23 protein-coding genes are annotated in these 20,614 nt (G+C 47.1%); 3 read left to right on the top strand and 20 right to left on the bottom strand.

Annotation, left to right across the window (positions count from 1 at the left end; genetic code table 11):
* Positions 1-19: 19 nt before the first annotated feature.
* From mraY to mraZ, 6 genes are all read right to left on the bottom strand, one after another.
* Positions 20-1,261 carry a phospho-N-acetylmuramoyl-pentapeptide-transferase gene (mraY, locus tag AC1DYT_RS02440; protein WP_477460843.1) on the bottom strand — a complete coding sequence of 414 codons (1,242 nt, stop codon included), beginning with the start codon at positions 1,259-1,261 and terminating at the stop codon, positions 20-22.
* A gap of 163 nt (positions 1,262-1,424) precedes the next feature.
* Positions 1,425-2,885 (bottom strand): UDP-N-acetylmuramoyl-L-alanyl-D-glutamate--2,6-diaminopimelate ligase, encoded by a 1,461-nt coding sequence (locus tag AC1DYT_RS02435; RefSeq protein ID WP_477468055.1) that lies wholly within the window; start codon positions 2,883-2,885, stop codon positions 1,425-1,427.
* Entirely contained in the window at positions 2,882-4,978 is a 2,097-nt protein-coding gene (locus tag AC1DYT_RS02430) for a penicillin-binding protein (protein ID WP_477468054.1), read from the bottom strand. The genes AC1DYT_RS02435 and AC1DYT_RS02430 overlap by 4 nt, the downstream gene beginning before the upstream one ends.
* Positions 4,975-5,388: an FtsL-like putative cell division protein gene (locus AC1DYT_RS02425; RefSeq protein WP_477460840.1), complete on the bottom strand. Its 414-nt coding sequence runs from the start codon at positions 5,386-5,388 to the stop codon at positions 4,975-4,977. Before AC1DYT_RS02425 ends, AC1DYT_RS02430 begins: the two co-directional genes overlap by 4 nt.
* On the bottom strand, positions 5,385-6,287 hold the full coding sequence (gene rsmH, locus AC1DYT_RS02420; RefSeq protein WP_477468053.1) for a 16S rRNA (cytosine(1402)-N(4))-methyltransferase RsmH: 903 nt from the start codon (positions 6,285-6,287) through the stop codon (positions 5,385-5,387). The genes AC1DYT_RS02425 and rsmH overlap by 4 nt, the downstream gene beginning before the upstream one ends.
* Positions 6,288-6,743 (bottom strand): division/cell wall cluster transcriptional repressor MraZ, encoded by a 456-nt coding sequence (gene mraZ / locus AC1DYT_RS02415; protein ID WP_477460838.1) that lies wholly within the window; start codon positions 6,741-6,743, stop codon positions 6,288-6,290. It lies immediately after the preceding gene.
* Positions 6,744-6,878: 135 nt separating this feature from the next.
* Between mraZ and AC1DYT_RS02410 the strand changes: the two genes are divergently transcribed.
* On the top strand, positions 6,879-7,304 hold the full coding sequence (locus AC1DYT_RS02410) for a hypothetical protein (protein ID WP_477468052.1): 426 nt from the start codon (positions 6,879-6,881) through the stop codon (positions 7,302-7,304).
* Between the two features lie 183 nt (positions 7,305-7,487).
* Positions 7,488-8,312, top strand: coding sequence for a formyltetrahydrofolate deformylase (gene purU, locus AC1DYT_RS02405; protein ID WP_477468051.1), 825 nt, complete (start codon positions 7,488-7,490; stop codon positions 8,310-8,312).
* Between the two features lie 179 nt (positions 8,313-8,491).
* On the opposite strand, the gene AC1DYT_RS02400 is transcribed toward purU, so the two are convergent.
* The 5 genes from AC1DYT_RS02400 to AC1DYT_RS02380 all read right to left on the bottom strand — a co-directional run bounded on the left by AC1DYT_RS02400 (position 8,492) and on the right by AC1DYT_RS02380 (position 12,008).
* Entirely contained in the window at positions 8,492-10,003 is a 1,512-nt protein-coding gene (locus AC1DYT_RS02400; RefSeq protein ID WP_477468050.1) for a glycoside hydrolase family 32 protein, read from the bottom strand.
* Positions 10,004-10,088: 85 nt separating this feature from the next.
* A complete protein-coding gene (locus AC1DYT_RS02395; protein ID WP_477468049.1) occupies positions 10,089-10,523 on the bottom strand; it encodes a hypothetical protein in 435 nt (144 codons plus the stop codon).
* A 60-nt stretch (positions 10,524-10,583) separates the two neighbouring features.
* On the bottom strand, positions 10,584-11,009 hold the full coding sequence (locus AC1DYT_RS02390) for a hypothetical protein (RefSeq protein WP_477468048.1): 426 nt from the start codon (positions 11,007-11,009) through the stop codon (positions 10,584-10,586).
* An 83-nt stretch (positions 11,010-11,092) separates the two neighbouring features.
* On the bottom strand, positions 11,093-11,518 hold the full coding sequence (locus tag AC1DYT_RS02385; protein ID WP_477468047.1) for a hypothetical protein: 426 nt from the start codon (positions 11,516-11,518) through the stop codon (positions 11,093-11,095).
* 67 nt (positions 11,519-11,585) lie between these two features.
* Positions 11,586-12,008, bottom strand: coding sequence for a VOC family protein (locus AC1DYT_RS02380; protein WP_477468046.1), 423 nt, complete (start codon positions 12,006-12,008; stop codon positions 11,586-11,588).
* 58 nt (positions 12,009-12,066) lie between these two features.
* Here AC1DYT_RS02380 and AC1DYT_RS02375 point away from each other — a divergent pair, with 58 nt between their 5' ends.
* Entirely contained in the window at positions 12,067-12,432 is a 366-nt protein-coding gene (locus AC1DYT_RS02375; protein ID WP_477468045.1) for a DUF1304 domain-containing protein, read from the top strand.
* A gap of 230 nt (positions 12,433-12,662) precedes the next feature.
* On the opposite strand, the gene AC1DYT_RS02370 is transcribed toward AC1DYT_RS02375, so the two are convergent.
* The 9 genes from AC1DYT_RS02370 to AC1DYT_RS02330 form a co-directional block, all read right to left on the bottom strand.
* Positions 12,663-14,519 (bottom strand): CocE/NonD family hydrolase, encoded by a 1,857-nt coding sequence (locus AC1DYT_RS02370; protein WP_477468044.1) that lies wholly within the window; start codon positions 14,517-14,519, stop codon positions 12,663-12,665.
* Positions 14,520-14,612: 93 nt separating this feature from the next.
* Positions 14,613-15,023, bottom strand: a complete 411-nt coding sequence (locus AC1DYT_RS02365) for a PIN domain-containing protein (protein WP_477468043.1) — start codon at positions 15,021-15,023, stop codon at positions 14,613-14,615.
* Positions 15,005-15,238 carry a hypothetical protein gene (locus AC1DYT_RS02360; RefSeq protein WP_477468042.1) on the bottom strand — a complete coding sequence of 78 codons (234 nt, stop codon included), beginning with the start codon at positions 15,236-15,238 and terminating at the stop codon, positions 15,005-15,007. The genes AC1DYT_RS02365 and AC1DYT_RS02360 overlap by 19 nt, the downstream gene beginning before the upstream one ends.
* Before the next feature lie 87 nt (positions 15,239-15,325).
* On the bottom strand, positions 15,326-15,865 hold the full coding sequence (locus tag AC1DYT_RS02355; protein WP_477468041.1) for a hypothetical protein: 540 nt from the start codon (positions 15,863-15,865) through the stop codon (positions 15,326-15,328).
* 25 nt (positions 15,866-15,890) lie between these two features.
* The gene (locus AC1DYT_RS02350; RefSeq protein ID WP_477468040.1) at positions 15,891-16,601 is read right to left on the bottom strand and encodes a hypothetical protein; all 711 of its coding nucleotides are present in this window, start codon (positions 16,599-16,601) and stop codon (positions 15,891-15,893) included.
* 79 nt (positions 16,602-16,680) lie between these two features.
* On the bottom strand, positions 16,681-17,871 hold the full coding sequence (locus tag AC1DYT_RS02345; protein ID WP_477468039.1) for a phosphoglycerate kinase: 1,191 nt from the start codon (positions 17,869-17,871) through the stop codon (positions 16,681-16,683).
* Positions 17,872-17,970: 99 nt separating this feature from the next.
* Positions 17,971-18,405, bottom strand: coding sequence for a GNAT family N-acetyltransferase (locus AC1DYT_RS02340; RefSeq protein WP_477468038.1), 435 nt, complete (start codon positions 18,403-18,405; stop codon positions 17,971-17,973).
* On the bottom strand, positions 18,402-19,400 hold the full coding sequence (gap, locus tag AC1DYT_RS02335; RefSeq protein ID WP_477468037.1) for a type I glyceraldehyde-3-phosphate dehydrogenase: 999 nt from the start codon (positions 19,398-19,400) through the stop codon (positions 18,402-18,404). The genes AC1DYT_RS02340 and gap overlap by 4 nt, the downstream gene beginning before the upstream one ends.
* Positions 19,401-19,465: 65 nt before the next feature.
* Positions 19,466-20,527 carry an MraY family glycosyltransferase gene (locus AC1DYT_RS02330; protein WP_477468036.1) on the bottom strand — a complete coding sequence of 354 codons (1,062 nt, stop codon included), beginning with the start codon at positions 20,525-20,527 and terminating at the stop codon, positions 19,466-19,468.
* Positions 20,528-20,614: the final 87 nt, after the last annotated feature.

The raw sequence follows: 20,614 nt of genomic DNA, 5'->3' as shown, positions 1-20,614 counted from the left end.
TGATTCTAATTTCTTTCCTCTATCTCAGCTTCAGCGTTATCACCGTTATAATGGCCAGCATAATACAGATGATATAAAACCTGGTCACAATCTTCGATTCGTGGAAGCCTTTCTTTTGGTAGTGGTGATGCAGTGGTGCCATCAAAAATACTCTGCGCCCCTCGCCGAAGCGTTTCTTGGTCCATTTGAACCAGCCCACCTGTATAATTACCGACATGTTCTCTACCACGAAAATGCCGCACAGCACCGGTATTAGTAATTCCTTGCGTATCATGATCGCAAATACCGCAATGATGCCACCGATGGCCAAACTGCCGGTATCGCCCATAAAAACCTGAGCCGGGTAAGCGTTGTACCATAAGAACCCTACGCAGGCCCCAACAAACGCACCGGCAAAAATCACCAGCTCGCCCGAGTCGGGGATGTACATGATGTTGAGGTAATCGGCAATGAGCGTGTTACCCGATACATAGGCCAAAATGGCCAGCGTAAGCCCGATAATGGCCGATGTACCCGTCGCCAACCCGTCTATGCCATCCGTTATATTCGCCCCGTTGGAGATAAACGTAATAATGATAATGGTAAAGAACATGAATACTACAAGCGCATAATACTCGTAACCCGGACCAATAAATTTCAACACCTTGCCGTAATCGAACTCGTTGTTTTTATAGAACGGCATGGTGGTTTTGGTAGATTTGATATCCTGCGTAAGCACCTGCTTATCGCCACGTAGATGATAATTAACGCGCCCATCATATAATTTAGCCGGCGTTACTTCCTGCCGTATGGTAATGCTGGTGTTGAAGTACATCGTCCACCCAATGAAAAGTGCCAGCCCTACCTGCCCGGTTATCTTGAACCTGCCCGCCAGTCCTTCTTTGTTCTTTTTGAATACCTTGATATAATCATCCAGGAAACCTATGGCACCCAGCCAAACGGTGGTTACCAGCATCATGATGATGTAGATGTTTTCCAGCTTAGCAAATAACAGCGTCGGTACCAGTATGCCCAGCAATATGATGATGCCGCCCATAGTAGGCGTGCCCGATTTTTGCATCTGGCCTTCCAGCCCCAGGTTGCGCACGGTTTCGCCTACCTGTTTAAAACGCAGGTAATCTATCAGCCGCCGGCCGTAAACGGTGGTAATCAACAACGATACAATTACCGCCATAGCCATCCGGAAGGTGATGTACTGGAACACACCTGTACCAGGGATACTGTAATTTTTATTTAAATAGCTAAACAGGTAATATAACATGCGCTTCGCTTGATGTGCAGATATGCAGATGTGCGGATGTGCAGATGAGGAAGATAGATTCCAGATGTGCAGATTGCAGATGTGCAGATTTGCTGTTTATGTTTTAATTATTCTTGTTTATATTAATCGGTTATCCTATTCTTAGTCTTTTTCCTTTGCACTTTTAACTCAATTCTTTGAATTGGGTTAAAATCTCTTCCATATCATCAAAATGGTTCTTTACACCACCGATGTCCTGGTACTTCTCGTGGCCTTTGCCTGCCAGCAGAATGATGTCTCCGGGCTGGGCAAACATACAGGCGGTTTTTATCGCTTCGCGCCTGTCGGCTATGCTTACGCAATGGCGTTTGAAGGCCGGGTCGATACCTGCTTCCATATCTTTGATGATCTGGGCGGGGTCCTCGGTGCGCGGGTTGTCTGATGTCAGTATCACCTTATCGCTCCACTCGCTCGCAACTTTTGCCATTACGGGGCGTTTGGTTTTATCCCTGTCGCCGCCGCAGCCTATCACCGTTATTACCTTTTCTTTGCCCTTGCGTATATCGTGTATGGTGCTCAGCACATTCTGTACAGCATCGGGCGTGTGCGCATAATCAACAATGCCAATTACCTTGTTCGGCGAAACGATGTACTCGAAACGGCCTTCGGCACCTGTCAATTTGCTCAGGCTGATAAGTACTTTACTCCTGTCTTGCTCCAGCAATAATGCAGCAGCATAAACCGCCAGCAGGTTGTAAGCATTGAAAGTACCCACCAGCTTAAACCAAACCTCTTCGTTATCTATATTCAGCAGCAAGCCGCCAAACTGATTTTCTATGATGCGTGCCCGGTAATCGGCCATGCTTTTTAAACCGTAGTTCTTTTTATGCGCCGCGGTATTCTGCAGCATCACGCTGCCGTTCTTATCGTCGGCATTGGTTAGCGCAAAGGCACTTTTCGGCAGGTTATCGAAGAAAGTCTTCTTGGCTTTCAGGTAGCTGTCGAAAGTTTTATGATAATCCAGGTGGTCGTGTGTAAGGTTGGAGAATATCCCGCCCGAGAACTTCAGCCCCTCTATCCTGTATTGCGCTATAGCATGCGAACTTACCTCCATAAAGCAATAATCGCAGCCCTCTTCTACCATATCGGCCAGCAGCTTGTTCAGCGCCACCGGATCAGGTGTGGTATGGGTTGATGGTATAATGCGACCATTCACCTGGTTTTCTACCGTAGAGAGCAGCCCGCATTTATAGCCCAGATCCCTAAACAGCTTGTAAAGCAGCGTAGCGATGGTTGTTTTGCCGTTGGTGCCGGTAACCCCAACCAGTTTTAAGTTGGATGACGGGTTCTCGTAAAAATTAGCGGCAAGCGTGCCCAAAGCTTTTGCAGAATTGTTCACCATCAAAAAATCTACCTCGCCGGTAACATGGGCGGGCAGTTCTTCGCATATAACCGCAATAGCACCGTCTTTTACGGCTTGCTCTATATAATCGTGGCCGTCTACCACGGTACCCTTAAGTGCTACGAATAACGAACCCGGCACTACCTGCCGCGAATCGAACACGATGGCAGATATCTCCACATCGGCACTACCCTGTAATTCGGTAAATGCTACTCCCTCCAATATATCGCTCAGGTATCTCATTCCAGTTCTATTGTTATTTTTGATCCTTTTGGTATCAGGCTGCCGCCTGTAACGCTTTGGCTGCTCACTGTGCCACTGCCATGCACCGTAACCTTATACCCCGCATTACCCATAAAATACAAAGCATCATTAAGGCCCATGCCTACTACGTTTGGCACTGTACCGGCCTTTGTTTTATTATCCTCAAAAGCAATGCCGCTACTGGTATCTACGCTGTTATTCAGGGATGCGTATAATGGCTTAAGGCTAAGCTGTCCATACACCTGTTTAAGCGCCTTGATGTTCCCCACCTTTGTTTTGGGCAGGGTAGTGTTACCTACGTAGCGCACCGGCGCGCGGTCTATACCCAATGTGCTGGCGTAAACCTTATCGGCAATTTCTTTGAAGGCCGGGCCCGCTACCTGCGCACCGTAGTAACCGTTCTTGGGGTCGTTGATTACCACAATGAGCGAATACTTTGGATGATCTGCCGGGAAGTACCCGCAAAACGACGCCTGGTATTGTTTTTTGGCAGTTTTATAGCCTCCATTATTATCTGCCACTTGCGCGGTGCCGGTTTTGCCCGCAATTTTGTACACATCGCTGCGGATGATGTTTTTGCCGGTACCCTCGCTTACAACGCCTTCCAGCATCTCGTGCATTTTTTTGAGGGTGAGGTCTGAGCATATCTTATCGCTGATGGTGCGCGCATGGAAACGCTCTATGGTATTGCCTAAACGCCTTATCTCTGTCACGAAAATGGGCGATATGTATCTGCCATTGTTGGCTATAGCGTTGTAGAAACTCAGCATCTTCAAAGGCGTCATCTGCATTTCGTATCCATAGGCCATCTGCGGCAGCGTAAGGTTTTTGTTCCAGCTGGCGTTTTTTGGGTTTTTTATTACCGGTGTTGCCTCGCCGGGTATCTGCAGGCCCATCGGTTCGTTCAGGTGCCAGTTGTACAAGTGATTAGTAAACCTCGCCTGGTTACCGGTATAGGCTCTATTTACCAGGAAAGCAACCGCCGCGTTTGACGATTCTTCGAACGCCCTTTTTACCGTAACCACCCCAATGCTGCCGTGCGAGTCTTTTATGACATGGCTATTGCCGGGCACTTTATATTCGCCTGTATTTACCAGGGTGTTGGTATCAACCATCCTATCCTCCAGCAGCGCCATGTACGATGCCACCTTGAAGGTAGACCCCGGATCCTGGTTGCCGGCTATGGCGTAGTTGTACTTCTCTTTAAAAGTACCATCGGGCATGCGGGTAAAATTGGCGACTGCCTTAACAGCGCCGGTTTGCACTTCCATCAAAATAACGGTACCATGCTCGGCATCGGCTTTTATCAACTGTTTTTTGAGGGCGTTCTGCGCCACATCCTGAAAATTAATATCGATGGTGGATATGATATCCGCACCCTCCTTTGGCTGTACGTCCTGGTCCTCGTCTACTGGTATCCAAACGCCGCCGGCCAATCGTTGCTCCAGCCGCTTGCCGCTTTCGCCTTTTATATAGTTGGCGTATGCCCCTTCAAGCCCTACCGGGTTCTTGATATTCTCGTTATGATAGCCAATGGTACGCGCAGCCAGCGAACGGTATGGCAGTATGCGGTTGTTATGCAGATCTACTATCAAACCGCCCTTATACCTGCCCAAACTAAACACGGGGAACTTGCGTATAGCCGCCAGATCCTGGAAACTAACATTTCGCCTAACTAACTGGTAACGCGATTTTTCTTTACGTGCCTGGCGGAATATGCGCGAATATGCGCTGGCCGGTTGATCTTTGAAGAATTTGGACATCTGTGCCGATAACAGCTCAATCTGCTCGTCGAAAGTCTTATCATCGGCAATGCCTGCGGCCATCATATCCATATGCAGTTCATACTCGGGCACCGATGTTGCCAGCAAGCTGCCATCAGCAGAGAATATGTTCCCCCTGTCGGCCTCTATGATTTTTACGCGGGTAGAGTTCTCGTGCGCCATGGCCTTCCACTTATCGCCCTGCACCAGCTGCACGCGGCAAAGCTGCACCACCACTGCGCCGGCGAACAAAAGGATGAACCCGAAAGCGATGTACACATTTAACAGTATGCTTTTCTTTATACTCATTGCTCATCCCCCTCCTTTACTGTAATTTTCTGCGGCGGCTGCTCAGATGCGTGTATGCCCAGCGAATCCGTCTCGGCCTGCTTGGCTACCTCGCTAAGCGTTGTTTTAAACGCCATCGCGGCTTGTATGCTTTTATATTCGGCACTCAGTTTCTTCACTTCGTTGCCCACCTTGTCTATCTCGCGGATGTTGTTATCAGTTAAGTGCCTGGCACCTATATACACCATGCACAAAAAAGCGATGTAAAAAACAAAAGGTAACGCACTTATAGCGTCATCTGAAGTGATGACCCCATTTCTCAGGAACCTGGTAAAGAAGTTATCGGGCAAACCCTGTGCGGGTTTGTCGTCAACGATAAGCTCCTTCTCAGCTTCTTCTTCCTGAATTTCTGTGCGGAAACGGTTGCTCATTTTTTTACAGCTATCCTTAATTTGGCACTACGTGCCCTGTTGTTATTTGCTATCTCTTCTGGCGATGCAATGATAGCCCCACGGCTCACCGCATCCAGCGGTTTGTTATCGTTACCATAAAGATCTTTCTCCACTTCGCCGCTAAACTTGCCTTTGGCGATGAAGTTTTTCACCAGCCTGTCTTCCAGCGAGTGGTAGCTCATTACTACCAGCCTGCCCCCTACCGCCAGCACCTCTGCCGATTGTACAAGGAAATCTTTCAAGGCTTCCAGCTCCTGGTTCACCTCTATCCGAAGCGCCTGGAAAACCTGCGCCAGGTATTTATTCTCTTTCCCTTTGGGGATGCGGTTGCTGATGGCGTTCTTCAGATCGGCCACGGTTACGATGGGGCCATTGAGCCTTGCGGTTACGATGGTATTGGCCAACGATTTGGCATTCTGTATCTCGCCATACATGCCGAATATGCGGTGCAGATCAGCCTCGCTGTAGGTATTTACTACCTCTTTGGCGCTCAGGTCCGATTGCTGGTTCATGCGCATGTCCAATTCGGCATCGAAACGGATAGAAAAACCGCGTTCGGCCTGGTCGAACTGGTAGGACGACACCCCCAGATCTGCCAATATGCCATCCACAGGTATAGCCCCGTGCAGGCGGCAAAAATTCTTCAGGTAACGGAAGTTCTGATCGATGAAGGTAAACCTGTCATCATCTATCTTGTTCTGCTGCGCATCGGCATCCTGATCGAAGGCCAGCAGTTGCCCATCCTCGCCCAGGTGCTTCATAATTTCGCGCGAATGCCCGCCACCGCCAAAAGTTACGTCTACATAAGTACCGCCGGGCTTTATCTCTAAAGCCTCGATACATTCCTGCAGCATAACGGGGGTATGGTAATTACTCATCTACGCGCTTTTTTTAGTACCCATTACTTCCTCGGCCAATTCGGCAAAATTCTCTGGCTCGTTGGCTATCATCACTTTGTGCGCTTTAGCGTCCCAAACCTCTATCTTATTCAGCATGCAGGTAAGCACTATATCGGTGCTGATGCCGGCATGCTCAAACAAATTCTTCGGCAGGTTCACCCTCCCTGCGCTATCCGGCATCATTACCGTAGCGCCCGCCGTGAAATAACGCACGAACTGGATGCTTTTCCTGTCGAATTGATTAAGTTTGCTTAGTTCATCCAATTTATTGTCCCATTCTTTTTTGGTGTATATCACAAGATAGTTCTCCAGGCCGCGATTGATCACAAGGCCCTCAGCATCAGCTTCGGGAAGCTGCTTTTTGAGGCCCGCAGGGATCATCAGCCGCCCTTTGGCGTCTAACTTGCATTCGTACTCACCTGTTAAATAGGACATTCTTATTGGTAAACTATTTTAGTAATGTAAAAGTAGAGTTTTCTCCACTTCTTAACACTTTTTCCCACCAAAAAGTTTTCAACATTTTCGTGGCCTTTTTTTGCCTATATTTGAGTTTATGAAACCTAAATCGATATGAATAAAAGACTAATACTAAGCGTTTTAGCAATTACCCTGCTTAGCACCTGTAAAAAAGAGAAAACCGCTGAAATTGATGCAGTTGGCACCTATACATTATCTTCCTATCAGACCATTGGCGCGAGTGCTTTCACTACTGCAATCAATCCCTGCCTGGCAGATAATCTATTGATTTTAAAGGCTGATAACGCCTCCTGGGCCTTTTATAAAGGCTCATCTCCTTGCACTTTATCAAGCGGCGTAATCATGGGCACTGCGGATACCATAAAATCCACCTGGAGCATCAAAAACAACAAGTTCTACTTCCGTGGCAAGCAAAACGGCGAGGTTGCCACTGTTGATGGGAAACTGCAGCTAACGCTAAGGGATACCATAACCCTGGGTGGAAGCGCTATCACGGTAAAGGTTTTTAAAAAGCAATAGGTCCGGGTTATTTCGGCAGGTGGGAGATAGTGGGAGGGATTTGGCGATTTGGACACGGTTTTATCGATTTTATGGAGCGGCAGCATAATTTAGCTGTGATAACAATTCCATTAATCCCAAAAAATAGCGTAATTCGGAGCGGGCAGGATAAGGCGGGGCGGCTTAATTAAAGTAGACTCTTAAATGATCATAGTAATACAATGCACCGACCGCATAGGGTTGGTGGCGGCCATATCGGGCCTGCTTTCGCAAAAAGCTTTCAATATCATCTCTATGCAGGAGCATGTGGACAAGAGCGAGCAACTCTTTTTCATGCGCATAGAAGTCGACCGTACCGATGATACCATCGAACTGGAAAATGATTTGCGGGATTTATTGCCCGATGGTGCCATCATCAAGATAAACCCCGATGCAGAGAAGAAGATCATCGTGCTGGTTACCAAAGAGTACCACTGCCTCGCCGATATACTGGTACGCAACTATTTCAAAACCCTTGGCGCCAGCGTGCAATGCGTAATTGGCAACCATACCATCCTGCAGGATATCTGCCTCCGTTTCGATATCCCGTTCATCTACATTCCCTTTGTTGGCGATAACCAGGGCTTTGAGGAAAGCATGCTCGATTGTATTGCGGACTATGAATATGATTACCTGGTGCTGGCGAAATTCATGCGGATACTCTCGGCGGGTTTCGTGGGCAGGTTCGATAAGAAGATCATCAATATCCACCATTCGTTTTTGCCCGCATTCGCAGGTGCCAGCCCCTACCGGCAGGCGCACGAGCGCGGCGTAAAGCTGATAGGCGCAACCGCCCATTACGTAACCGATCAACTGGACGAAGGCCCCATCATAGCCCAACAAATTATCCCGGCCAGCCACTCGCATACCGTGCAGGACATGGTAAAAGCCGGTAAAGAAATAGAAACAGCCGTATTAGCTAAAGCCCTTAAGCTGGTATTCGACGATAGGGTGTTTGTTTACAAGAATAGGACGGTGGTGTTAGAGTAAACTAAGAACAGGGGGCACCTACGGAGCCAAAATTTCTATTTTTTATACCTATAAACAGGATACTCCTAACGGAGTGTTCAGAAATCATCGCGTTTCGGCTCCAACGGAACCCCCTGTTTATAGAAAACCTACAACAAATTCCGGGCTCCGTAGGTGCCTCCTTATCACACTAAACTCAGCTACCAAATCGATTTCAGCGGCGTTATCTTGACATCTTTTATTTCCCCTTTTACGGTTAGGATGCTGAGGTGATTGTACGGCTTGGTGGCAAAATAGGTGCTGGTAAGCACGCTCAAACCGCCATCGGCAAATAATTCCACGGATGATGCGTCTACTATCAACTCTACCGAAGAGCCTTTACCTGCGGCTAACCTCGGCGCGAAGCTCCATTTGGCAAATTCCTTGTTAAAATCCACCTTGCCCGATTTTTCGCGGTTGATGAAGTAGCGGTCGGCTTTTTTGTTGTAGCCTATCACCAGCGATTCGCCGGTATCGTTATTCAGGGTAATGAAATAGTCCTCCGCAACATCCATCTTGAATTTAAGGCTGTAAAGCGCCGGGAGTTTAATAGATGAGGCAATATCCCTGCCGCCTTTTAAGGCCGCTGCGGGCACATCGATAGCTTTCGCAGCAATACCCGATAACTCTTTAACGGGTGTAGAAGCCAGGTATATATCGCCATTAACTTGTTTCAGGGCCAGGTCTCGCGGGATGGTGGTGGCGCTGCGCCAGGTTGCCGTTGGCACCTGGTTGGCATACTGCCAGTTGGCCATCCAACCCAAAAATATCTTACGCGCCCCGGTGTTAGACCAGGTGATACCGGCGTAATCATCGGGCCCTTGATCTATCCAGCGGGTTTTATCGTCTATTGCGGTAAAAGCATTGCCATTGAATTGCCCTATGAAATACTGTGTACCCGAGCCGCCGTTCGGCGCACCGGAACCAATGCTTACAATGAGCACCCAATACTCCTTACCATTCAGTTTTAGCGGGAATAGATCCGGGCATTCCCAAACGCCGCCATGGCTGCCTTGTTTTTCGCCAAACTCGCTTTCCTTTTTCCAGTCCTTTAAGTTAGGCGAACTGTAAAACGTTATGCGGTCTTTGGTGGCCAGGGTCATCACCCATTTATGTTGCGCGGCATACCAGCTCACTTTCGGGTCGCGGAAATCGCGGATACCGGGGTTCTTCACTACGGGGTTACCTGCGTACTTGGTCCAGGTCTTTCCTTCGTCCAGACTGTAGGCAACGCTTTGGTTCTGGAAGTTATCGGTATTGGCTTTCTCTCCCACCGGATCATGATGCGTAAATATAGCCACCATGGGCACCTGCCCTTTTTTGCCGAAGCCCGAGGTGTTGTTTACATCAACCACGGCGCTTCCGCTGAATATGTAGCCCAGTTTATCGGGATAAAGAGCAATAGGCTGTTGTTTCCAATGGATAAGATCCTTGCTGGTGGCGTGGCCCCAGTGCATAGGCCCCCAAACGATGTCCTTTGGGTAATACTGGAAGAACAAATGGTAGGTGCCTTTATAATACACCATGCCGTTAGGATCATTCATCCATTTGGCGGCCGGCGAAAAATGGAATTGCGGGCGGTATGGTTCGTGGTATAGTTTTGATTTTTGCGCGTCGGCAGTAAGACCTGCCAAAATACAGCAGGCAATAAGCATTCCTTTAAAAGTACTCATGAATAGCGGTTTACTATGGTAATGTTACGGTTTAACAATTAAACCACAAAAAGGATTGCGCATTTTATTAAGCGCACGCCACCATTTACTCGAACACGATATTATCCGCCCCGGATACTTTACCCACGTGGCAATTGCACCCGCCGGATACTTTGATGATTGCGGTTACCATTTTGTTGGTGGCCGCATTGGTAGCGGTTATCCTGAGGTCGTCGCCCTCAGTGCTTAATTGTTTTTTGTTGGCATCGGTAACAAAGGTGTATTTGCCGGGCTGGCTCACCATGCTACCCATCCCCTGCGCTAAAATTGCCACGTTGGTGCGCAGGTTGAGCACCTTTACATCTTTTACCGTAACGGGGTTCCCGGCCTTATCCACAAAATTCACGCTGAGCGTGGTAAATATCATGGTACATACCTGATCGGTAGGGCAACCAGCCGGTTTAAGCTTTTTGCTGCAGGCTGTAAAGCCTGCTACAATAATTATTGCTGCAAGTATTTTTAGGCAGAGGGTGCGTTTCATGGGCATCGGCTTTTTAGGCACAACACCAAAACACGGCAATTGTTGGCGGCACCGCGCCGCTTAATCAAAAACAATACTATCCGGGCCGGATATTTTGTTAACGTGGCAATTGCAGCCACCGGATATTTTTACCACAGCCGATTTAACCTGCCCTGTAGTGCTATTGGTTGCGGTAATGCGAATATCATCTCCATCGGTAGAAAATTCGCTTTTGGTATCATCAGAGGCAATCATCGTGAAGCCTGCAAAAAATTCGACACCCGGTGGATAAGGCGGCGAGGGGATTTCTTTGTTGGTGCGCAGGTTTAGCAGTTTCACATCTTTAACGGGTGCGAAACTTCCGCTTGCATCCTGAAACTGAACGCCAACGTAGGCATATACCGCGGTGCAGCTTTGCGTGCCGCAAGCAGAGGTGCTATTTTTTTCGCAGGCGGAGAAACTCGCAGCGACTAATAATAGCAATATCAGGGGTATTTTTTTTAGCATAACAAAGGAGTTTACAGATATTACGATTGGGCTATCGATAACGATACAGAACGCCGAAAATGTTGGAGCTAAATACGAGCCCGTCAGAATACTATTTTATCCGGACCTGATATTTTGCTCATGTGGCAATTGCAGCTTCCGCCACTGATTTTAACAATGGCGAATGCCGTTTTATTGGTAGCAGTGCTGGTAGCCGTTATCTTCACCTCATCGCCTTCGGCAGAAAAATCGTCCTTATTGCTATCGGTGGCAACAAAATAAATATTTGGCGAGAAGCCGGGGTCGAGCACGTTCCTGGCCACAACCGGTTTGTTTGTGCGTAAGTTGACAACAGTAACATCCTTTACTGCAACGTTATCGCCTGCACTATTAACAAATTGGATTCCGAATGACCTAAATTCCTCGGTGCAGGCCTGTTGGATATTGCAAGCGGTATTTTTGCTATTTTTGGTGCAGGCGGCTATGCCAAAGGTCGATAAGCATAGCAGCAGGGTTACTTTCTTAAGCATACAATCTATTTTATTATCATTACGCTGCAGCCTGGCAAAGTGCTACATCCGCCCGCTATTAAAGCTGCTACAATACCTGGTTAAACTCCAGCCGCTCGCCATCGGGCCCGGTGATGTTGAAATACTTGCAGCCCCGCTCCCAAAATTGCAGGAAAACGGGTTCCGGCTCGATGATGTTGAAACCTGCCTGTTTAATGACTGCGTATGTTGCGTCGATATCCGATACATCGAATGCCACATGGTCGATATGGCCGTTGCTCCTTGTTTTTATCTCTGCCAATTCGGTTTCGGGCAATTGGTAAAGTTCTATCACCATGCTTTCGCGCTTCATCATTACACAAGTACCGCGTGCGCCTTCAGTACCAAAGCCAGCCTGCATTACATTGGCAAAGCCAAGGCGCTCATAGAAAGTCTGCGAGTTGGCAATATCAGTTACCGGGATGCCGACGTGCTGGATAGCATTGATTTTTAGGTTGGTGGCTGTTTGCATAATGATGAATAATAAAGGTTAGCCTATTTTTATAACTTAGGCAAATAAACCCAAACGTATGAAACTTATTGCACAGATACTGATAAGCCTGGTAGCCATAGAGCACATTTATATTTTATGGATAGAAATGTTCGCGTGGACCACCAAGGGCAAAGCCACCTTTAAAAGCTTCCCCGAGGATTTGTTCGAACCTACCAAAACGCTGGCCGCCAACCAGGGACTTTACAATGGCTTTTTAGCGGCAGGCTTGATATGGTCGTTGCTAATAGGAGATGTCGTTTGGAGTAAAAATGTGGCCCTGTTCTTTTTAGGATGCGTAGTCGTGGCCGGCTTGTATGGCGGACTAACCGCAAGCAAAGGAATTTTAATGAAGCAATTTTTGCCTGCGGCGACTGCTTTGGTGGCGTTGTTGGTGTGGATGTAGGATGCAAAAGTTGAGGGTTGAAGCAGCAACCTTTTTGCGCCAATGTAGCAGATAGTAACCGCAGTAGTGGTGGCAGTATTTTGACACCACTTTAAAATCTACAAAAACCTGATTACTAACTATTTGCAAACGTTCACGATGTTCACGCGCCACACCGTGAACACTTGCCGGGGCTTTGGCGCGTTGCAGGCAGCCAAAAAAAGGAACAAAAGGGGCAGTATTGTAAACCCTTACATCACCCGCACCTTCAAAAAGCTTGGATGCGCTTTGGAGGTGTACAGCCGGTGCGTCTGTTTGGTAAAGTCGGTGTCCTTGGCTTTCATAATATCCTGGAACTGCTGGGTGTTCCGGTCTATCAGCGGGAACCAGGTGCTTTGTACCTGTATCATTATACGGTGTCCCTTTTTAAAGGTATGCAGTACATCCTGCAGCTCAAAGTTTACCGGGGTTACCTTGCCGGGCACGAATGGCTCAGGTTTCGAAAAATCATTACGATACTTACCACGGATAGGTTCGCTGCGCACCATTTGCTCATAACCGGCCATGTTTACATCCTTGCCCGTGAACTGGTTGGCGGCGGCGGTATCGGGGTACACATCCAATACTTTCACCACCAAATCAGCATCGGTACCTGTGGTGCTAAATTTAAGGTTCGCCCATATGTTGCCGGCGATGGTAACATCGGCATCCAGCACATCGGTTTTATAAGTAAGCACATCCGGGCGGCGTTCGGCGAAGCGCTGGTCGGCTGTCATGTACTCGCGCTTCATGTCGAAATCGACACCATCGATGAAGGGTACCGGGTTCATGGGGTCTGATACCCATTCCTTGTAATCATCCGAGGCAGCCGTTGGTGCCGTAAAAGACAACTTGCCACCCGGCAACAGGTACAGGTTCTTGTCCTCTGCCTCTTTTGGTGGCCAGGTGTTAAAGCTTTTCCATTGGTTGGTGCCGGTTTGGAAGGTAGATACCTTAGGGATATCCAGCGGCGTACCTTTTAGATAATGGCTAAAAAACGCGAATTCAATTTTGTCCCTATAATACGGTCCGGTTGGCCCGCCGAAGCTGACGTCGCCCAAGTGGTCGCCATTGCCGCGTGCCCAGCCGCCGTGCACCCATGGGCCCATGGCAAAGTAAACAGGTGTTTTGGGGTTCTTTTGGGCCAGTGTTTTATAAGTATTTATAGCTCCGTACAAGTCTTCGGCATCGTACCAGCCGCCGGTTACCAGCACGGCGGTCTTAATATCGTGCAGATGGGGCAATACGTTGCGGTCTTTCCAATGCTGGTCGTAATCGGGGTGGTCCATCATCTCGTTCCACAGGCGGATGGTGTCCTTAAAATATTTATCGTTTGTGTTTTTCATGGAGCCCATATCCATAAAAAACTTAAAGCCATCATTGGTGCCAGGGTTAAAACGGCCGCCGCGGCGTTGGGTGGGTTTATCGTCCTGCCGGTTGGTAAAGCCGGGGTAAAAGCCAAAGTTGGCCACCAGGAAAAACGCGCCGTTGTGCCAGCCATCGTCGCGCCACAGGTCGGCAATGGGGGCCTGCGGCGATGCTGCTACCAGCGCAGGGTGGCGACTAAGCAATGCCGTAGTGGTATAAAAACCGGGATAGGATATGCCCCACACCCCTACTTTACCATTATTTTGGGGCAGGTTCTTCAGTAACCAGTCGATAGTGTCGTAGGTGTCGGTACCTTCGTCTACATCCTTATTCGTTTTGTGCACCTCCTTTTCGGGCATCATTTCTTCATACATCCCCTCGCTCATCCAGCGGCCGCGCACGTCCTGGTAAACAAAAATATAGCCATCTTTCAAAAAAGCCGGAGAGGGGCCAAGGCTTGTTTTATATTTATCTGCCCCATATGGTGCCACGCTGTAAGGCGTGCGGTCCATCATAATGGGATATTTCCTGGCTTGATCCTTCGGCACGTATACCGAGGTGAACAGCTTTACGCCGTCGCGCATGGGTACCTGGTACTCATACTTGGTGTAGTTGTCTTTTATGTATGCTGCGTCGCCTTGCGCAAAGACGGATAAGGCAGACAGGGTAAAGCATAAAGCTATGAGGGCGTATTTTTTCATCAGGTGCAAAATTTCGACGCTTTAAAAGTAAGCAATAAAATAAAAAAGCCCCTTAAACATTGGGGCTGATATAAATATGTTACGTTGGGGTGGTTACGGCCTTATTGGCTGATATAGTTGCAAGCCCTTTATAAATTTATAATCTTTTACGTTGTAGGTGAATAAAGGAAACCCGGTATACAGGGCAGTGGCAGCAATGAAAGCATCCGGGAGCGCAAGGCCATGACTGAGGTTGTAAGTTTCAATACATTCTATGGTTAGTGTAGTGATCTCTGTTTTAATTAATAACAGTCCAAATCCGACAAGATTTTTATTTACTGTACGTAAGTCGGACTTATTTGTGGCACCAGCTATCAATTCAATTTTTGTGATTGCCGAAAGGAGGACGTTGTCCAAACCTATCTGCTCTTCAATAATTTGTTTCGTTAATTCATGACGACTATTTTTTTCATCCAAATAATCTATCATTGCATCTGTGTCACAAATTACTTTTTGCGCTGCCACAATTCGCTCCTTAATTTCTTTGCATCAATATTTTTACCGGTAAATACGCTATGCAACGCCGATATATCTGCATTCTTATCTCCGGGAATTAAAATATCATCAAAAGATTTATTTTCTTTTGATTTATTGGATACCTTAAAATCAAAATACTTTGCCAGCCCTTTCAATACTTTCAGGGTCTCGGGCTTCTTGTATGTAATCGTTACCTCGGGCATGTTTTTATTTTTATATAAAGTTACATATTTCCCCAACAAAAAGGTGCCAACAATTATGCCGGAGATGGCAGTTGCGGATTGTAAGATTTACTTCCATTCCCAATCCAAGTCCCTGATGAGGACAATTTCCGGCCTATCAAATATTGCCAGCAACTCTTCTCCAAAGTCGGGATTATCAACTGCGGTTTTGGGGATGATTAAACCATCATCGCTCTGTAGTTTTACGAAGTAATGGGTGTTGATTTCAATTATCTCTGCAACCTCGCTAACGTTGAACTTGCTCTCCCCGGTAACATCTTTTGTTTCGATAACATCGCTGCCGAAATCGATAGTGCTTTCTTTGCCGATGCGATAAGACAGATTATCTGCTACGAATTTGCGATAATGTTTCTTGTAAGTATATCGCTGGTAAAGCGGGTACAGAAATAAATTCAATACCGCTAAGCCAAAAAAACAGTAACTGTAAAAGCTATCTTTTCCGTAAAAAAAGTAGCCGATTACCAAAAATGCCCCTGTTATAACCAACCAGGACCGCCTTCGATTGGCCCTGCTGCGTTTACTTCTCGATGCCGAATATAGCAGGTAGGTTAAGTAATCTTCCTCCTGCAAAACTGTTTGTACTATCATTCTCAATTTAGCCCGCCTGGTTTGGTTACTGCGCGATGTTTGTACCGTGTTTTACGTCGAACACCGAGGCATCTGTTTTTTGGTTGATCAGCCAATCTACCACTTTCGATTTCATCGTCCGCCCCTCACCCATATCGGCTATCATTACCATAGGTATCAGGCAGCCATTAAAAGGTTTGTAATCGTCCATATAATGTTTGTGTCCCTTTTTATCGATAATTTTCAGCAAGCCGGTTGCTTTTTCATAGTAATTGATATTTTGTGAACCATTTTTTGAGGTAAGCACCACCACATAATATTCCACCCCGTTTATAGTATCTATGCCAAACATCTCCCGCTTATAATTCAGCAGTGCGTAACTCATATCCGGCAATATTTGCGATTGAAGTTCGTAATGATCCAATTGCTCTATGTCGGTTACTTCCTCTTGCTTGCCATTGATAATATTGTAAGCCTTGCCATTATTATAAACCTCTTTTATCTCTATGCCGCTACCAATAAGGCTTTGGTAATATTTCCCGGGACCCAGTTTTATTACCAGTATGTCCAACGGCTGCCCTTCAAACGTTGTCTTTACATGAAACTCCGATGTTTTTATGGCCGCCCAACGGGCTTTGCCGCCTATTACTTCAACATACCTGGCTAAAACGGAATCTGCCGAAGGGAAATCCTGCGCAACAGCCGGGGCCGATAACAGGCAGGTAAAAAAACAAAGCAGCTTGCATAAATTTTTCATCGTTTAATATTGTGCCCTCAATATAAACAAAAAAGCGGCAGGTAAAACCCACCGCTCCTTTATTACAAAGAATAATTTCTTATTCGTTTATCGCCTTTACCCCCGGTAGTTCTTTGCCTTCCATGTACTCCAGCAATGCACCGCCACCGGTAGATACGTAGCTTACATCCTCTGTCATGCCAAATTTGGCAACTGCTGCTGCTGAGTCGCCACCGCCTATTAGCGAGAATGCACCATTATCAGTAGCCTTGGCCACCGCTTCAGCAACAGCTTTGGTACCGATCAGGAATTTCTCCATCTCGAATACGCCCATGGGGCCGTTCCAAAGGATGGTTTTCGATTCCTCTACTACCTTGCTAAATAACTTCACAGTCTCGGGGCCGATATCCAGACCCATCCAGTTGTCAGGAATTTCGCCGGTTTTGGCTATATCGGTATTGGCATCATTGCCGAATTTATCGGCAATAACGTTATCAATCGGCAATAACAGGTTTACGCCTTTATCTTTTGCCTTTTGGCGCAGGCTAAGCGCAAGTTCCAGTTTATCGGCCTCAACAAGCGAGGTACCTATGCTGCCGCCATCGGCCTTGGCAAAGGTGTAAGCCATGCCGCCGCCTATAATCAGGTTATCTACCTTATCCAGTAGTTTTTCTATCAGTTCTATCTTATCAGACACCTTAGAGCCGCCCATAATAGCCGTGAAAGGCTTAGGTGCATTATTCAGTATCTTTTCGGCATTAGTTAACTCTGCGGCCATCAGGTAGCCAAAGTATTTTGCATCGGGGAAAAACTGTGCGATGATAGCGGTAGATGCGTGGGCACGGTGAGCGGTACCGAATGCATCGTTCACATAGATATCGCCCAGTTTGGACAGTTTCTCGGCAAATGCAACATCGCCTTTTTCTTCTTCTTTGTAAAAACGCAGGTTTTCTAACAATAAAACCTCTCCTTTATCCAGAGCCTTTGCTTTTTCAACAGCCTCTGCACCGATGCAGTCATCAGCAAACTGAACCTGTTGACCCAGCAAATCTGACAGATGGGGCACGATATGTTTCAAAGAGAATTCTTCGGTAGGGCCATTTTTGGGCCTTCCCAGGTGCGACATCAATATCACGGCGCCACCATCGGTCAAAATCTTTTTGATGGTTGGCAAGGCTGCGGTCATCCGGTTATCATCGGTAATGGTATAGTCTTTATCCAAAGGGACGTTAAAATCTACGCGAATAAGGGCTTTTTTACCGTTGAATGTTATCTGATCTACTGTTTTCATATTGTTAAAGTATGATTTGATGAATGGGGCGCAAATTGAACATTTTTATTAGAAATGCCAACCTCAAAGTTAAAAAGGCGTGCGCGTCAGCTTAAAACTTCATTGTATCTTAACATACATTACATAATGCGGCCCTATGCCGGGCACATCAAACACAGGTGATATCACCTCGAAACCGGTGCCCATATAAAATGGTACGGCTACTTTACGCGCATTGCACCACATGTAATTTACCTTTTGCCCCCGCAGGTAGGTAATGGCAAAGTTGACCACCATATTGCCCATTCCCTTGCCACGGTGCTGCGCAGCAGTGGCCATGCCGCGCAGTTGGTAGGCTTTGCCCTCATACCCTTCGTAACCTTTAGGGTGGAACGATGCTACGCAAGCCAATTCTTCCCCCGCGTAATAACCCAAGTGGAAAGCTTCTTCGGCATCATCATTTGGGAAACGGCATTCGTTAAGCGTAAGCGTGCCTTCGCGCAATACCTCGTTGCGTAACGGCAACACATCATCGGCGGTTATAAATTTTATCATTTGGGCAAAAGGCTGATTTTTTCTACCAAATCGGCCAGGCGGGCCGAGTAACCGCTCTCGTTATCGTACCAGCCAACCACTTTTACCAACCCGCCTACAATAGAAGTTAGCTGCGCATCAAATATGCAACTATGCGGATTATCCAATATATCAACAGACACGATGGGGTCCTCTGTGTACTCTAAAATGGTTTTCATTGGGCCATCAGCAGCTGCTTTAAAGGCCGTGTTTATTTCTTCCACAGTAGGTAATTTCTTCAAGCTGCAAGTAAAATCGGTAAGCGAGCCGTTCAGTACCGGTACGCGTATGCCTGCCCCTCCCAGCCGGCCCTCCAAATGCGGAAATATGTTCGTAATAGCCTTTGCCGCCCCGGTTGTGGTTGGGATGATAGATGCGGATGCCGCCCTTGCCCGCCGCAGATCTTTATGTGGGGCATCGTGCAGATTCTGGTCGCCCGTCATAGAGTGTACGGTGGTAATGTAGCCATCGGCTATCCCCCAGTTGTCATCCAATATCTTTACCATGGCGGCCACGTTGTTGGTGGTGCAGGAGGCGTTGGAGAGGATGGGCGAGCGCAAATCAACTTCGCCATCGTTAACGCCCAACACTACTGTAGGCACGCTCCTATCGGCAGGCGGGGCAGATATGACAACCTGCTTTGCACCAGCTTGAAGGTGCTTGCCGGCACCCTCGGCAGAAATAAACTTACCTGTAGATTCTATAACCAAATCCACTCCAAGTTGCGCCCAGGGCAAGTTTACCGGGTTTTTTTCCTGATAAATTTTTATCGCATTGCCGTTTATGGTAAGGGTATCTGCGGCAGATGTAACCGTTCCCTTAAAGCCAGCGTGAACAGAATCGTATTTAAAAAGATGCGCGAGGGTTGGGGTATCGGCAAGGTCGTTTATGGCTACAACCTCTATATTTTGTTTCTGGAGTACGGCTCTTAAAAAAACACGGCCAATACGGCCAAAACCGTTAATTGCTATCCTCATAATTGTATGACTAGGAATGCAAAACTAAGCAAAATTAAAACGAGGAAAATCGGGCGAATGCCATTTTAGGCAAACAGGTTACGTAGGGCGAAGCCTTCGCGTTCTTTGCTGCGCAGGCAGATGGTTATGCCCCAGTTAAATACCAGCGAGTTCAGCAATATCAAGGTCATCAACACAAAATTGCCCATGCTGGTAAAAAACAGCACAATAACGATAGTCAGAATATTGACGCCCACCAATATCAAGGTAGTTTGCAAATGCGTAAAACCTAAGCGCAATACGCGGTGGTGTATGTGGTTGCGGTCGGCTGTAAAGGGCGATACCCCTTTCATGATGCGCAGGATAAAAACCCTCAAAGTATCAAATATCGGCCCGATGAGGATTGCAAACGTTAAGGCCGGGGCCGAGTAGACAGCTAAGTTGTTGTGCGTAGTTATTTTGTTTACTTCTATAAACCTAACCGCCATAATAGCCGATATAAGGCCGATGAGCAGCGAGCCTGTATCGCCCATGAATATTTTGGCGGGTGTAATATTGTAGCGCAAAAAACCTATTACTGCGCCCACTATCGCCAGCGAAATAGCCGCTAATTCATAATGCTTAATGTAGATAAACAAGATTGTAAACGTGCCATTCACCACTATGCAGGTGGTACCGGCGAGGCCATCTATACCGTCTATTAAATTGAAAGCGTTTACGATGAGCACAATGAATAAGATAGATATAATGGCGCTTGCTACGTAGCTGATATCGTACACGCCAAAAATGCCATACATACTGGTAAAGCGAATATCGCCCAGCAGCACCAATATGGCTGCTACAAAAAATTGTATTAAAAATTTGGTGCTTGAGTTAACGCCCGAAAGATCGTCTTTAAGCCCCATTGCAAATAGTACGATACTGGAAGTGAGCAAATCGCTAAGCGGCAGGCTTTTATCAATCATGCTAAATAGCAAGAGGGTGATGGTAAAACTGGCAAATATGGCTACGCCGCCCAAACGCGGGATACCATGATCATGTTGCTTGCGGAAATGGCCCACATCGTCATACAAATGGCGGGTGCGCGCAACATGTAAAATTGAGGGGATTGACAGCCATGTTATCAAAATTGAGAACAAGATTATCAAAGCGTAATAAATAAAATATGTATTTATATATTCTGGCATGTATAGTTAGTGAGGGGGCACTTAATTATCGCTGCATTGCTGCAAATA

This window comes from Mucilaginibacter sp. P1_D10, assembly GCF_056406215.1.
This window is presented reverse-complemented; position numbering and strand designations above follow the sequence as displayed.